Source organism: Burkholderia sp. HI2500, assembly GCF_002223055.1.
In the GTDB taxonomy this organism is placed as follows: Bacteria; Pseudomonadota; Gammaproteobacteria; order Burkholderiales; family Burkholderiaceae; genus Burkholderia.
In genome coordinates this window covers 1,807,248-1,820,987 of record NZ_NKFL01000004.1, presented here as the reverse complement: position 1 = coordinate 1,820,987, position 13,740 = coordinate 1,807,248, and the positions used below count along the sequence as shown (strand labels likewise).

The 13,740-nt window shown below is 67.9% G+C and carries 13 protein-coding genes and 1 tRNA gene; 7 read left to right on the top strand and 7 right to left on the bottom strand.

Annotation, left to right across the window (positions count from 1 at the left end; genetic code table 11):
• Positions 1-45: 45 nt before the first annotated feature.
• The gene (locus CFB45_RS11155; protein WP_089425637.1) at positions 46-1,266 is read left to right on the top strand and encodes a DUF1501 domain-containing protein; all 1,221 of its coding nucleotides are present in this window, start codon (positions 46-48) and stop codon (positions 1,264-1,266) included.
• A gap of 17 nt (positions 1,267-1,283) precedes the next feature.
• Here CFB45_RS11155 and hpnD read toward each other — a convergent pair whose 3' ends face one another.
• A complete protein-coding gene (gene hpnD, locus CFB45_RS11150; protein ID WP_089425636.1) occupies positions 1,284-2,117 on the bottom strand; it encodes a presqualene diphosphate synthase HpnD in 834 nt (277 codons plus the stop codon).
• Between the two features lie 236 nt (positions 2,118-2,353).
• Between hpnD and CFB45_RS11145 the strand changes: the two genes are divergently transcribed.
• Both CFB45_RS11145 and CFB45_RS11140 read left to right on the top strand, forming a co-directional pair.
• A tRNA-Leu gene (locus CFB45_RS11145) sits at positions 2,354-2,440 on the top strand.
• Positions 2,441-2,633: 193 nt separating this feature from the next.
• On the top strand, positions 2,634-2,927 hold the full coding sequence (locus CFB45_RS11140) for a hypothetical protein (protein ID WP_089425635.1): 294 nt from the start codon (positions 2,634-2,636) through the stop codon (positions 2,925-2,927).
• Positions 2,928-3,031: 104 nt separating this feature from the next.
• On the opposite strand, the gene CFB45_RS11135 is transcribed toward CFB45_RS11140, so the two are convergent.
• The 4 genes from CFB45_RS11135 to CFB45_RS11120 form a co-directional block, all read right to left on the bottom strand.
• Entirely contained in the window at positions 3,032-3,262 is a 231-nt protein-coding gene (locus CFB45_RS11135) for a hypothetical protein (RefSeq protein WP_089425634.1), read from the bottom strand.
• Between the two features lie 112 nt (positions 3,263-3,374).
• Complete coding sequence (locus CFB45_RS11130) at positions 3,375-4,484, bottom strand: class II histone deacetylase (protein ID WP_089425633.1); 1,110 nt, start codon at positions 4,482-4,484, stop codon at positions 3,375-3,377.
• 16 nt (positions 4,485-4,500) lie between these two features.
• Complete coding sequence (locus CFB45_RS11125; protein ID WP_089425632.1) at positions 4,501-5,709, bottom strand: MFS transporter; 1,209 nt, start codon at positions 5,707-5,709, stop codon at positions 4,501-4,503.
• Between the two features lie 20 nt (positions 5,710-5,729).
• Positions 5,730-6,776 (bottom strand): porin, encoded by a 1,047-nt coding sequence (locus CFB45_RS11120; protein ID WP_089425631.1) that lies wholly within the window; start codon positions 6,774-6,776, stop codon positions 5,730-5,732.
• 302 nt (positions 6,777-7,078) lie between these two features.
• On the opposite strand from CFB45_RS11120, the gene CFB45_RS11110 reads away from it, so the two are divergent.
• Positions 7,079-8,224: a helix-turn-helix transcriptional regulator gene (locus CFB45_RS11110; protein WP_089425629.1), complete on the top strand. Its 1,146-nt coding sequence runs from the start codon at positions 7,079-7,081 to the stop codon at positions 8,222-8,224.
• Between the two features lie 109 nt (positions 8,225-8,333).
• Entirely contained in the window at positions 8,334-9,332 is a 999-nt protein-coding gene (locus CFB45_RS11105) for a 2-dehydropantoate 2-reductase (protein ID WP_089425628.1), read from the top strand.
• A 173-nt stretch (positions 9,333-9,505) separates the two neighbouring features.
• Here the strand turns inward: CFB45_RS11105 and CFB45_RS11100 are convergent, their stop codons facing one another.
• Together CFB45_RS11100 and CFB45_RS11095 are read right to left on the bottom strand one after the other, a co-directional pair.
• Entirely contained in the window at positions 9,506-9,955 is a 450-nt protein-coding gene (locus CFB45_RS11100) for a MarR family winged helix-turn-helix transcriptional regulator (RefSeq protein WP_039367176.1), read from the bottom strand.
• A 62-nt stretch (positions 9,956-10,017) separates the two neighbouring features.
• Positions 10,018-11,163 carry a glycerate kinase gene (locus CFB45_RS11095; RefSeq protein ID WP_089425627.1) on the bottom strand — a complete coding sequence of 382 codons (1,146 nt, stop codon included), beginning with the start codon at positions 11,161-11,163 and terminating at the stop codon, positions 10,018-10,020.
• A gap of 388 nt (positions 11,164-11,551) precedes the next feature.
• On the opposite strand from CFB45_RS11095, the gene tig reads away from it, so the two are divergent.
• On the top strand, positions 11,552-12,898 hold the full coding sequence (gene tig / locus CFB45_RS11090) for a trigger factor (RefSeq protein ID WP_089425625.1): 1,347 nt from the start codon (positions 11,552-11,554) through the stop codon (positions 12,896-12,898).
• A 140-nt stretch (positions 12,899-13,038) separates the two neighbouring features.
• A complete protein-coding gene (clpP, locus tag CFB45_RS11085) occupies positions 13,039-13,692 on the top strand; it encodes an ATP-dependent Clp endopeptidase proteolytic subunit ClpP (RefSeq protein WP_010092137.1) in 654 nt (217 codons plus the stop codon).
• Positions 13,693-13,740 lie beyond the last annotated feature (48 nt).

Genomic DNA, 13,740 nt, shown 5'->3' with positions numbered 1-13,740 from the left:
AGCCGGTGCGGCAAAGGTGTCGGACGGTGAACCAAAGGATGCGCGATGAACCGACGTGATTTTCTGACGCTGACAGGCGCCGCGGCCGCGGCCGGCGTGTCGATGTGGCAGGCGCCTGCGATGGCGGCTGCCGTGGCGCAGGCGGGGCGCCAACCGGCGGCCGGGTACGCGAACGTGCTGATCCTCGTCGAGCTGAAGGGCGGCAATGACGGCCTCAACACGGTGGTGCCGTATGCGGACCCGCTGTATTACCAGTTCCGTCGCAGCATCGGCATCAAGCGCGAGCAGGTGCTGCAACTCGACGCGCACACGGGGCTGCATCCGTCGCTCGCGCCGTTGATGCCGCTGTGGCGCGACGGGCAGGTCGCGGTCGTGCAGGGCGTCGGCTATCCGCAGCCGAACCTGTCGCATTTCCGCTCGATCGAGATCTGGGATACCGCGTCGCGCTCGGATCAGTATCTGCACGAAGGCTGGCTGACGCGCACGTTCGCGCAGGCGCCCGTGCCGCCCGGTTTCGCGGCCGACGGCGTCGTGCTCGGCAGTGCCGAGATGGGGCCGCTCTCGAACGGTGCGCGTGCGATCGCGCTCGTCAATCCCGCGCAGTTCATTCGTGCGGCCCGGCTTGCCGAGCCGTCGTCGCTGCGCGAACAGAACCCCGCGCTCGCCCACATCATCGACGTCGAGAACGACATCGTGAAGGCGGCCGACCGGCTGCGTCCGCGCGGCGGGATGCGTGAATTCAGGACCGCCTTTCCGGCCGGCGCGTTCGGCACGTCGGTCAAGACCGCAATGCAGGTGCTGGCTGCGTGCGAAGCGTCCGGCCCGGGTGCGCAGGATGGCGTCGCGGTGCTGCGTCTGACGCTCAACGGCTTCGATACGCACCAGAACCAGCCGGGACAGCAGGCCGCGCTGCTCAAGCAGTTCGCGGAAGGGATGAGCGCGATGCGCAGCGCGTTGATCGAGCTTGGGCGCTGGAACCAGACGCTCGTGATGACGTATGCGGAATTCGGGCGGCGCGTGCGCGAGAACCAGAGCAACGGCACCGATCACGGCACGGCCGCGCCGCATTTCGTGATGGGCGGGCGCGTAGCCGGCGGGTTGTACGGTGCGCCGCCGGCGCTCGGGCGGCTCGATGGCAACGGCAACCTGCCCGTCGCGGTCGATTTCCGCCAGCTCTACGCGACCGTGCTCGGGCCATGGTGGGGGCTCGACGCGACCCGCGTGCTGCAGCAGCGCTTCGATACGCTGCCGTTGTTGAAGGCGTGAGGCGTGAGGCGTGAGGATCAGCGGCGGCGCGCGGTGCGCCACGCGATCCACAGCTTGCGGATCGGCGTCAGCGCGATGCGCTGATGCAGCACCTGGTAGCCGTCGCGCGCGATTTCGTCGAGCAGCGAGCCGGCCAGCGCGATCTGCGCGCGCAGCGTGCGCTGGGCGCGGCGTTCCGATGCCGGGATCGCCGCTTCGGCGGCCACGAGCGCTTCGCGCGCGCGGGCCGTCTGGAATTGCAGCAATTCGGTGAAGGCCGGGCTGTAGCGGCGGTTCAGCAGATCGGCCGCGGTCACGTTGTAACGCTGCAGTTCGTCGATCGGCAGATAGATGCGGCCGTGGCGTGCGTCGTTGCCGAGATCCTGCACGAACTGCGCGAGCATCAGCGCGCGGCCGGCGTCCGCGGCCCACGGTTGCGGATCCGCCGGGTTTGGCGAACTTGCGCGCGCGACCAGCGACGCGAAGGTGCCGCCGACCTGTGCGATATAGCGCTGTAGGTTCGCGAAATCGAGGTAGCGCGCCTGTTCGAGATCCATCCCGTAACCGTTGACGAGCGTACGCAATGCATCGGCCTCGGCGGCGATCGCCGGATGATGCTGCGCGAGCGCCTTCGTGACCGGGTGCGATGGCTGCCCGTCGGCCAGCGCCGCGAGTTCCTTGTGCCACCACGCGAGCTTCGTGTGTCCGACGGTCGGGTCGCTGGTTTCCTTGACGGTTTCCTCGAGTTCGCGGCGCAGCGCGAACAGCGCGGTCAGGCGCGGCTGCGTGGCGTGCGGCGCCTGACGCAGCGCGTAGTAGACGCTGGAGCCCGCAGGGGCGGCCTTTTGCTGACAGTAGTCGTCGAAGTTCACGGGCGGAATCGTGTGGGGGGCGGGTTCGGGGGACGCGCGGCGGCGCGGTGCCGAAACGTCGAGCGCGGCATTCTAGCATCGCTGCACGACGGGTGCCGGCAGGGGCGAGACAAGCCCGCGCGGATCGGGTAGAATCTCGCGCTCGCCTGATCGGGCGTGCCGGTTGCAAGCCGGCGCGATGTCCCGGGCGCGTGGTCACGCATCTTTCGTGCCGCGTGGTCAGGCGACAGAAATGCGCGTGAGTGGCGAAATTGGTAGACGCACCAGGTTTAGGTCCTGACGCCCGCAAGGGTGTGCCGGTTCGAGTCCGGCCTCACGCACCAGAAGTCGAATGCGCCTCAGTGAGGGGCCGTTCACCCAAAAGCGCTGTCGGTCGATTGACCGCAGCGCTTTTTTGTTGATGTCGGTGCTTTTCCCGGCACGAGCGCCGGGGCAAGCGGTGCGCGAATATTCGTGCCGCGTGTAATATCGTGTTCGCTTTCCCTATAAGAAACACAATTACGCCGAGGGCCATCGATGAAAAACACCGTCCGCGTTCCGATTTCCGTACTGGCGCTGATACTCGCTGCGCCGGCATTTGCCACGACGCCCGCCGACAACGTAGCCTGGAGCGCAAAGCCAGTGCAGCGGTTCGTCATGCCCCCGGAGTGTTACGCCTACTCGAAGCGGCAGATTTCGAGTGATGAGTCGCTGACGACGGAACGTGTGCTGATAGCGGCCGCCAGGTTCCTGACCGGCACCGGGCCCACCCTCGTCATCGGCGGGAATCGGGGCACAGTCCCCGATCCGTGTGCGTCCTCCGGCCTGTGACCGGCCCGCAAGCGAACCGCGGGAATTCCCGCTTCATCTGAAACAAGCCGGATACCAGCGCCGCGCGTCGCCCGACCCGCGGCGCTGCGTCATTCCAGGCATGCCTATTCCCAGAAGCTCCGGATCGCGACCGCCACGATCACCGGCACCGAGAACACCAGCGGGATCGCGAAATATTGCGCTTCGCGATCGACGACCCAGCTATAGATCACCCACGCCGCGCCGATCGCGAACGTGATGAGGCCGACCGTCACGGCGGCGATGTTCAGGACCAGCTTCGAAGGCTGGCGGCGCGTCTTGGTATCGTCATTGTGATCGCGCGGGGACGATTTCATCGGAAGAGTGCGGCTTCGGGCCGGAACGGGGATAAAAGCACAGGAAACCCCATCCGCATCGATCGCGCAAGAGGGCCGGCGCCGGCCGGCCCTCGTCGCGTCCGCCGGCGCGCTACAACCCGAACGACGTAGCCAGTTCGTCGAGCAATTCGCGCTGGAACGCAACGAACCGTGCGCCCGGCTGCTGCGCGATCGCGAGGTCGAGCATCGGATCGGCGACGTCGGTGCGAACACCCGCCAGCGCCTCGACGATCGCGAGCCCGCAGAACGGCACGTACGCCTCCGAATAGCCGCCTTCGTGCACGATCACGAGCCGCCCGCCGCAATGGCGTTGCGCGGCCTCCTTCACCGCATGCGTCATGAACCGATAGCTGTCGGTATGCAACTGCATGCGTGCGAGCGGATCGACCGCGCTTGCGTCGAGGCCGCTCGCGACGATGATCAGCTCGGGCCGGAAACGCTCCAGCGCCGGCAGCACGATTCGTTCGAACGCGTAGCGATACGCATCGTCGCCGCTGCCCGCGAGCAGCGGCACGTTCAGGTTCGCGCCGACGCCTGCGCCTTCGCCGCGGTCGTCGGCACCGCTGTAGCCGGGCGGGAAGCAGCGGTCCTGATGCAGCGAAATCGTCAGCGTGTCCGGATCGTCGTAGTAGATCGACTGCGTGCCGTTGCCGTGGTGCACGTCCCAGTCGATCACCGCGACGCGCTCGATGCCGTGTTTCGCGCGGGCGGCCTCGATCGCGATCGGGATGTTCGCCAGCAGGCAGAAGCCCATCGGGCGATCGCGCAGGCAATGATGGCCGGGCGGTCGTGACAGCGAGAAGGCGTTCGTCGCACGTTCGCCGAGGACCGTATCGACGGCCGCGATCGCGAGTCCGGCCGACAGCGCAGCGATCTCGTAGCTGCCCTTGCCGAACGGCGCGAGATCGCCGAGGTCGCCGCCGTTCGCGTCGCTGAGTGCGCGGAACGCGTCGAGATAGTGTGCGGGATGAATGCGCAGCAGATCGGCGGTCGAGGCCGGCTCGGCGCCGCGCAGGTCGAGCTGCGCGGCCAGGCCCGAGGCCTGCACGAGCGACAGGAAGCGGCGCTTCGAATCGGGCGATTCCGCGTAGCCCGCGCTCGACGGCGGCTGGACCCAGCCGCCGACCGGGAAGAACAGCGCGTGCGTGCCGCCGGTATGCCAGAAAGTGCGTTCGTCGGTGAAGAAGGCAGTGCGATTCATGGATGTGCTTGACCTGTCACGGTTGGGTGGAAATGGAAGGGCGCGTGCGGCGATCGATGTGGCGCAACGCCGCGAAAGACACGATTGCGACGGCCGTCGCGGCCGTGAACAGCGCGCGCATCGTGCCGCCCGCATCGAGCATCAGCCCGGCGAGCAGCGGGCCGGCCGCGAGGCCCGCGCCGATCACGAAATTGAGCGTGGCCACGAGACGGCCCGACGTGTCGATCTGCGCGACGGTCGCGAGGATGAACGGCAGGACGAACGTCCACGCGAACTTGAACGCGAAGATCGCCGCGCTGTAGCCGCCGGCGTGCCGCATGACCGCGAGCGCGACGAGCGAGGCCGCCAGCAGCGCGTAACCGGCCGCGAGCATCGCGCGCCGCGCGAGCCGGCCGCCTGCGCACGACGCGAACGCCGCACCGGCGATCCCCATCACGCTTGCGATCGCGAGTACGTTGCCGGTCGACTGCGGATCGAGCCCGGCTTCGGTCGCGGCGCGGCTGGCGAACGTCCACACGCTGCCGATCGCGAGATAGAACGTCAGCACCGCGCCGATCGCGAGCACGACGAAGCTTTGCGGTGTCTGCGCCGCAGCGTTGCGCGCGTTCTGCGCGGGTGTGGCTCGCGTGCCCAGCGTGGACGGAAAGCCGCGCGACAGCGGCGCCGCGACCAGCGCGAGCGCGGCGAGTGCGACATACAGCGCGCGCAACCCGAACGCAGCGAACACATGCGGCAGCACGAACAGGCCGATCGCGCCCGCGATCAACTGGCCGACGACCCACAGGCCGTACACGCGGTCGCTGTTCTCGCTCGTCGCGGCGCTCGTCATGCAGAGCACCATCAGCGAGCCGCCGCCGAGCGCGGTGACGGCGCGCAGCGCGAGCAGCGCGACGAAGCCCGGCATCCACAGCGCGGTCAGCAGGTTGCCCGCGCCGAACAGCGCGATGGCGAACGCGGCGACGCGGCGCGCGTCGACCCGGCCGAGCCACAGGTACGACGGCACGGTCGCGAGGCTGAACGCGCCGAGTTCGACGAAGAAGTAGGTGCCGATCTGCGACGCGGACAGCCCGAGCTGCGTCGCGAGCTGGCCCGCGACGGCGGGTGCCACGAGCAGCAGCAGCGGCGTGATGGCCGCGAATACGACGAGCGCGACGAGCGTCGAGCGCGCGAAGGTCGACGCGCGGCCGTCGGACGGGAGTGCGGCATCCGGTGAAAGGGTTTTCATGGCGGGTTCTCGTGTGGGGATCAGAACAGGTGGTACATGCCGACCATCGCGCCGAACTGCGATGCGCCGGCGAGCGGCGTCGGGTCGTATTCGTAGACGGTCTGCGAACTCTGGCCGCTGTTGCGTGCGTAGCCGAGGTTCACGTAGGCGACGGTGCGTTTCGACAGCGCATACGTGGTGCTCGCGATGAACAGCGTCGGGTGGCCGATTGCCGGCGTGCGCGAGTCGGTGTGGTAGACGCCCGCGTTCAGGCCGATCTCGCTCGACATCTGGTAGCGCGCACCGCCCCAGACGATCGTGCGTGCCGCGTCGAGATCGCCGGTCAGGCGTTCGACGCCCGCATAGACGGTGAGCGGCAGTGTGGCGAACGCATAGCGCGCGGCGAGCGTGCCGACCTCGCGGCGGCGCGCCGACGTGTCGTCGGCCGCCGAAACCTCGCCATGTGCCTGATGCAGTACCGCGCTGACCGACAGGCCGTTGCTCGTGAACTGGCCGCCGAGTTCGAGCACGCGTCCGGCGCGCGTATTGCCGGCGACGCCGGACGTCGCGGCAAGCGCCTCCACGTCGAAGCCGGCGAACGTCGGCGACTGGTACTTGACCGAGTGATCGATGAAGTTCGCCGTCATCGGCACGATGACGCCCTGGCCGCTGTACGACGCATACCAGAGCGGGTCGTAGAACAGCGTCTTGTCGAACAGCACGCTGAACTGCCGGCCGAGCGTGACGGTGCCGACGGGCCCCGCGAGGCCGACGTACGCACCGCGGAAGAAGGCATAGCCGGGCACGGTCGCGGTGCCGTCGTTGAGGTTGAGGCCCTGTTCGAGCTTGAACAGCGCACGCCAGCCGCCGCCGAGATCCTCGTGACCCTTCAGCCCGATCTGCGAAGGCAGGATGCCGTAGTTCCGCAGTTGAACGGCCGAGTGGCGCCCGTCGGCATGCGTCAGGTATTGCACGCCGGCGTCGAGCGCGCCGTACAGCGTGAGACTCGACTGCGCGTGCGCGGCAGCGCTGCACGCGGCAAGCGTCGCGACGGCCGCGGCCGTGCGGATGAAGCGGGGTTTCGTCACGTGGGGTTCTCCATACCGTCCTGCATCGGTTTGTCGTTGGTGTCGTCGCGACGCAGTGTCCGCAGCGGGAAAACCTTCGAACAGTCGTACAGATGAACGGTGTGGAAAACCCGTGGTGCGCGACACACAAGCGGCGAGTAGCCGTGGCGCGGCGTGCTGCGGAGCAGCAACGTGCCGTGCACCGTTCAAATGGATGGGGCTGGCGCCCGTTCCGGCACCGTGGCCCGTCAAAAAAGCCGATCGCTATAATCGATCGGTGTCGTTGCGCACATCAGCAGCCCGAACGGGCAGGGGAGCGGAAGGTGAGGATCACGACGGATTTCGGGCAGGATCTCGATGCGCTGCGCGACGTGCCGGCCGCCATCGTGCTCGACGACTTCGCCTGGCCGCTGCTGCCGTCCCGGCGCGCCGATTTCGACGGTGTCACGCGCGGTGATGCATCGCAGCGCGAACTCGGGCTGATGCTGCTCGACCTGTACGCGGTTGCCGCACGGTCCGGCATCGGCGAATTCGAATACCGCTTCTTTTCGCTGCTGCAGGCGCTCGTCCCGTTCGACGCCGCATGGACGGGCGTCGCGACTCACGTGCCGACCGGCCCGGTGATGCACAACAGCTTCCTGTACCGTCTGCCGCACGCATTCTTCAGCGACTGGAAGCGCGTGCGCGATTGCGACCCGCTCGCGCACCGCACGCTGCGCGGCGCGCATGGCCATGCGGTGCGGCTGTCGGTCGTCGAACCGGGGCTCGATGCCCGGTTTCGCGACTGGTGCGTGAAGTACGGGCTCGCACAACTGATGTGCGTGTGCACGCTCGATCGCCGGTTCGGCCTGACGACGTTCATGTCGATCTACCGCCAGGGCCTGAATCGCCCGTTCAGCGATGACGATGCACGCCGCTTCGAGGAAGTGATTCCGCATCTCGCGGCGGCGCTGACGATCAATCGCGCCGCGCAACTCACGCGCGAACGCGGCGAAACGGTCGCGCCGGCGGCGCGTGCACTGTGCGACAACTTCGGCGTGCTTCACCATGCCGATCACGGTTTCGACGACGTGCTGCGCACCGAATGGCCGGCATGGGCCGGTGCGCGCGTGCCGGAGCCGCTCGTCGCGCATTTGCGGCGCCAGTCGGGCCAGCCGTTCGTCGGCGATGCGCTGCGAATCCAGTGCGTGCCGGTTGCGGGCCTGTTCCAGATCGAGGCGCGGCCGCGCTCGCTGCTCGACCGGCTGAGCCCGCGCGAGCTCGCGGCGATCCGCTATTACGGCGCCGGGCGCTCGCACAAGGAAGTCGCGCAACAGATGGCGATTTCGCCGACGACCGTGCGCCACTACCTGCGCTGCGCGTACCGCAAGCTCGGCATGCACGACAAGAGCCAGATCGCCGGCGTGCTCGGCGCAACGGGCAGTGCGGCCGACGACGAGCCGGTGGAAGCCGGTGGCGAGTCGCGCTGAATTGCGCTGAGTCGCACGACCGCCGCACGTTGCATGCGGTCACGCGAATGGTTGTGCCCGCAACTATTGAGCGTTATGCTCGTCAGCTCCCAGGAGACGGAATTCCATCATGAACGACACGAATTCAGGGTCGGTGTGCGCGGCGGTGGTCGGGGTCGGCGCGATCGGCGGGTTGCTCGCGGCCGCGCTGTCGCGGGCAGGCATGACCGTGAGCGCGTATGCGCGTGGCGCGACGCTCGATGCGCTGAATGCGCACGGCGTGCGTGTGATCGACGAGGCGGGCGAGACAGCGTCGGTTCCGGTGCGGGCGAGCGACGATACGGCCGCGCTCGGGGTCCAGGACTACGTGGTGATCGCCCTGAAGGCGCAGGCGTTGCCGGCGCTGGCCGCGCGCATCGCGCCGCTGGTCGGGCCGGACACCGTGATCGTCGCGGCGATGAACGGCCTGCCGTGGTGGTTCACGCACGGGCTCGAAGGGGCGCTCGACGGCGTGTCGCTCGATGCGGTCGATCCGGCCGGCGCGGTGTCGGCGGCGTTGCCGCCGGCGCAGGCGATCGGTTGCGTCGTGCACCTGTCGTCGAGTACCGACGCGCCGGGCATCGTGCGCCGTGGGCGCGGCAACCGGCTGATCGTCGGTGCGCCTGATCCGCGGCTCGACGTCGCCACGGCCCGGTTCGCCGCGGCGCTCGCCGCGGGCGGTTTCGACGTCGAGTCGACGCCCGCGATCCGGACCGAGATCTGGACGAAGCTGTGGGGCAACATGAACATGAATCCACTGAGCGCGCTGACGGGCTCGACGGCCGAGCAGCTGCTCGACGATCCGTTCACGCAGGATCTCGCGTTGCGGATGATGGAGGAGGCGGCCGCGATCGGCGCGAGGCTCGGTCTGTCGACGGGCATGAGCGGGCCCGAGCGGATCGCGGTCACGCGCAAGCTCGGCGCGTTCAAGACGTCGATGCTGCAGGATTTCGAAGCGGGGCGTGCGCTCGAGATCGGGCCGATCCTCGGCGTGTTCCCTGAACTCGGGCGCAAGCTCGGCGTGCCGACCCCGTATTGCGACTCGGTGCTCGGGCTGCTGCGCCAGCGCGCGGCGAACAGCGGGCTGTAGCGCGGGCGGGCCCGCTGCATGCGCGACGCCGGCGAGACGGAGCGCTGCAGTCCGTTTGCATCGCGACGCGCCGCATGACGCAAAGCGGGCCGCCCGCGTCGCCGGTGAGGCGACCGGGGCGGCCCGTCAAATTCGTCGGATCAATACTGCGGGCGCCGTGCCCGTGTTGCGGCTCAGTCGTCCCGCTCGGTCGCGTGCGCGACGACCTTGTCGAGCAGCCGTTCGAACGTCTGGCGTTCGCTGTCGGACAGGCACGCAAGCAAGCCGTCGTTCCACTTGCGCACGATCGGCATGATCTTGCGATGCAGCGCGCGGCCGTCGGCGGTCAGCGCGATCAGCACGATCCGGCCATCCTCCTCGCTCGCGCTGCGCTCGAGCAGCCCCTGGCGCAGCAGCGCCTCGGCTGCCCGGCTCGCCTGGCTCTTGTCGAGATTGGTGTGGCGTGCGAGATCCATGATCGAGAACGGGCCGAAGGCGCCGACGGCGGCGATCACGCGCGCCTCGGGCAGCGAGATGTCGAGCTTGTGCCGGTACACCTCGCCGATCCCGCGGTCGGATCGCTTCGTGAGCGCGTGGAGGCGATAGGTCAGAAACTGATCGAGCCCGGCTTGACGGCCTTTCATGTCGAATCCTGAAGAAAAAGGGCGGGCCCGATTGTTCCTGTATCGCGCGCTCGGGTCAACGGTCAGTGTGCGCCGTACTTCAGGCGTGTCAATTGCTCCGCTTCGTTCGCGAGCAGATTGGCCGCGTCGCGGATCGCGACGTCGAGCGTGATCGGCCCGGGAGCCGGCGAGAAGCAGCCGGAAAAATGTTCGGACAGGCGCGGCAGCGCCGCCGGGTCGACCGCCCCCGACAGCAGCGACGCCGGCACGCCGGCGGCCTGCGCGTGGCGGCACGCGATGAACGGCGCCTTGCCATGCAGCGTCTGCACGTCCGAGCGGCCTTCGCCGGTGATCAGCCAGTCGGCGCCGGTGAGCGCCGCATCGAGGCCGACCTGCCGCGCGACCACTTCGGCGCCCGCTTCGAACTGCGCGCCGAGCATGTGCAGCGCGAAACCGAGGCCGCCTGCCGCGCCGGCCCCCGGCAGGTCGCGGCTGCGACGGTCGAGGGCGGCTTCGAGGAGGTCGGCGAAGCGGGCGAGGGCGGCGTCGAGGGTCGCAACCTGCCCGGGCGTCACGCCCTTTTGCGGGCCGAACACGGCGGTCGCGCCGTGCGCGCCCGTCAGCGGGTTGTCGACGTCGGACATGCCGATGAATTCCGTTTCCTTCAGCCGCGGGTCGAGCCCCGACGCGTCGATGCGCGCGATATCGGCGAGCCGCGACGGCACGGGCTCGACCGGCTGGCCAGCCGCGTCGAAGCACTGCAGGCCGAGGCCCGCGAGCAGCCCGGCGCCCGCGTCGTTGGTGCTGCTGCCGCCGAGCGCGACGAAGAAGCGGCGCACGCCTTCGTCGAGCAGCGTGCGGATCGCCTCGCCCATCCCGCGCGTGCTGCGCGCGTCGACCGGCACGCTCATGCCGACCGGATCCGTAATGCCGACGATCTCCGCCGTCTCGACGATCGCGGTGCGCGCGTCGATCACGCCGACCGCCGCATCGCGTGCCGCGAGCGACGCGCCGGCCACCCGCAGTGCGCGCCGCGTGCCGCCGCCTGCCAGCATCGCGTCGAGCGTGCCTTCGCCGCCGTCGGCCATCGGGCAGCAGCGCACGACGGCGTCGGGCCGGGCCCGGCGGATGCCGGTGGCGATCGCGTCCGCGACCTGCTCGGCAGAAAGCGAGCCTTTGAACGAATCGGGCGCGATGACGACGACAGGCGCGGACGGGTGTTGCGGCATGGTGTCTCCGGAAGGCGTGATTGGTGTGAAGAATGGCGGGGCCGCGACGGCGGCGACCCTTCAATTGGAGCTTACAGGATGGCGGGCCCGTGGTGGATACGGCGTTCGGCATAGCGGCGATCCGCTTGCATTGCCGTGCAAAGGGCGGTTGACGCGGCGCGGACGCATGCGTGTCGCGCCGATCTGGCGGTGTGATGAAAATTGTTTGCTAGAATAGTCGATTCTTCCGGCCAAAGCCGTGCTCCGAGCCGCTTGCGCTAGCCATCCGGCGCGTGCAGGGATGGCGTGGCGCTCCGGCGCGGCGAGTGGATGTGACACACCTCACGCCGCAGGCAGGCACGGCAAGGAAAACCCGATTCGCTCGAATAATTTTAGGACGATTGAAGCCATGGCTAACGTTGTTGAGAACCTCGGCAAGCTTGAACGCCGCGTGACGATTTCCCTGCCGAAAGACACCGTGCAGAAGGAAATCGACGCCCGTATCCAGAAACTCGCGAAGACCGTGCGCATGCCGGGTTTCCGCCCGGGCAAGGTGCCGGTGAAGATGGTCGCGCAACAGTACGCGGGTCAGGTCGAGGCGGAAGTGCTGAGCGACAAGATCGGCCAGGAATTCTTCACGATCAGCCGCGCGGAAAACCTGCGCGTCGCTGGCCAGCCGAGCTTCGAGCCGAAGCAGGAGCAGGCTGAAGGTGCATACGCGTTCGACGCGACGTTCGAGGTCTACCCGGAAGTCAAGATCGGCGATCTGGCGACGGCTGAAGTCGAGCGCTCGACGACGTCGATCGGCGACGCCGAAATCGACCGCACGCTGGACATCCTGCGCAAGCAGCGCGTGCACTTCCACGCACGTGGCGAAGCCGGCGAGCACGGCGACGGCGGCGCGGACACCGCAGCGAAGGACGGCGACCGCGTGACGGTCGACTTCGTCGGCAAGATCGACGACGTCGCGTTCCAGGGCGGCACGGCTGAAGATTTCCCGTTCGTGCTCGGCGAAGGCCGCATGCTGCCGGAATTCGAAACCGCAGCGCTGGGCCTGAAGGTCGGCGAATCGCGCACGTTCGACCTGGCGTTCCCGGAGGACTACCACGGCAAGGACGTCGCGGGCAAGACGGCGCAGTTCACGGTCACGATGAAGAAGATCGAGTGGCCGCACCTGCCGGAAATCGACGCTGAATTCGCGAAGTCGCTCGGCATCGAAGACGGCGACCTCACGAAGATGCGTGCCGAGATCAAGGAAAACCTCGAGCGCGAAGCGAAGCGTCGCACGCAGTCGATCGTCAAGAACCAGGTGATGGACGCGCTGCTGAAGATTTCCGAACTCGACGTGCCGAAGGCGCTGATCGAGCAGGATCAGCAACGCCTCGTCGAAATGGCTCGCCAGGATCTGGCGCAGCGTGGCGTGCCGAACGCGAAGGACGCACCGATCCCGGCCGAGATGTTCACCGAGCAGGCAGAACGCCGCGTGAAGCTGGGCCTCGTGCTGGCCGAGCTCGTGAAGTCGAACGGCCTCGAAGCGAAGCCGGAACAGATCCGCGCGGAAGTCGACGAGTTCGCGAAGAGCTACGAAGACCCGAAGGAAGTGGTCCGCTGGTATTATTCGAACCAGCAGCGCCTCGCCGAGATGGAAGCGTTCGTCGTTGAAAGCAACGTCGTCGATTTCGTGCTGGGCAAGGCGAAGGTGACGGACAAGGAAGTGAGCTTCGAAGCACTCGCGAGCGCATCGGCGCAAGCGTAAGTGTTGCTCTAGCGGCGTGCCGGCTGTCGGAGCGACGGCCCGCACGCCGTTTTTACGTCAAGCGCACGGTTGCCATTAATATGGCGATTGAGCGGGCGGCTTCCTTCCGTTCAATTTTCCATTCGAACAAGGTTCATTGAATGATCACTCGCGCTGAATTGCTGGACATGCTTGCTTCGAACGCGCCGCAGGGTTTCGAGGCGCAAGCGCTGGGGCTGGTGCCGATCGTCGTCGAAACGAGCGGCCGCGGCGAGCGTTCGTACGATATCTACTCGCGTCTCCTGAAGGAGCGCCTGGTGTTCATGGTCGGCGAAGTGAACGACCAGACCGCCAACCTCGTGGTCGCGCAATTGCTGTTCCTCGAGAGCGAGAATCCCGACAAGGACATCAGCCTGTACATCAACAGCCCGGGCGGGTCGGTGTCGGCCGGCATGGCGATCTACGACACGATGCAGTTCATCAAGCCGGACGTGTCGACGCTGTGCATGGGCCTCGCGGCCAGCATGGGTGCGTTCCTGCTCGCGTCGGGTGCGAAGGGCAAGCGTTTCGCGCTGCCGAATTCGCGCGTGATGATTCACCAGCCGCTCGGCGGCGCACGCGGCCAGGCATCCGACATCGAGATCCAGGCACGTGAAATCCTCTACCTGAAGGAGCGGCTGAACCAGTTGCTCGCGCAGCACACGGGCCAGGACGTCGAGCGCATCGCGCGCGACACCGACCGTGATAACTTCATGTCGAGCGAGGACGCGAAGGCGTACGGGCTGATCGATCAGGTGCTGTTGAAGCGCCCGTGAGCTTAAACGGGGTGCCGCCCCGATTCGGGCGGCGCCCTCAAACGTCCC

Coding starts and splice junctions, on each gene's coding strand:
- CFB45_RS11155 (WP_089425637.1), top strand. CDS start 46: ATGAACCGACGTGATTTTCTGACGCTGACAGGCGCCGCGGCCGCGGCC.
- CFB45_RS11140 (WP_089425635.1), top strand. CDS start 2,634: ATGAAAAACACCGTCCGCGTTCCGATTTCCGTACTGGCGCTGATACTC.
- CFB45_RS11135 (WP_089425634.1), bottom strand. CDS start 3,262: ATGAAATCGTCCCCGCGCGATCACAATGACGATACCAAGACGCGCCGC.
- CFB45_RS11130 (WP_089425633.1), bottom strand. CDS start 4,484: ATGAATCGCACTGCCTTCTTCACCGACGAACGCACTTTCTGGCATACC.
- CFB45_RS11125 (WP_089425632.1), bottom strand. CDS start 5,709: ATGAAAACCCTTTCACCGGATGCCGCACTCCCGTCCGACGGCCGCGCG.
- CFB45_RS11105 (WP_089425628.1), top strand. CDS start 8,334: ATGAACGACACGAATTCAGGGTCGGTGTGCGCGGCGGTGGTCGGGGTC.
- CFB45_RS11100 (WP_039367176.1), bottom strand. CDS start 9,955: ATGAAAGGCCGTCAAGCCGGGCTCGATCAGTTTCTGACCTATCGCCTC.
- CFB45_RS11095 (WP_089425627.1), bottom strand. CDS start 11,163: ATGCCGCAACACCCGTCCGCGCCTGTCGTCGTCATCGCGCCCGATTCG.
- tig (WP_089425625.1), top strand. CDS start 11,552: ATGGCTAACGTTGTTGAGAACCTCGGCAAGCTTGAACGCCGCGTGACG.
- clpP (WP_010092137.1), top strand. CDS start 13,039: ATGATCACTCGCGCTGAATTGCTGGACATGCTTGCTTCGAACGCGCCG.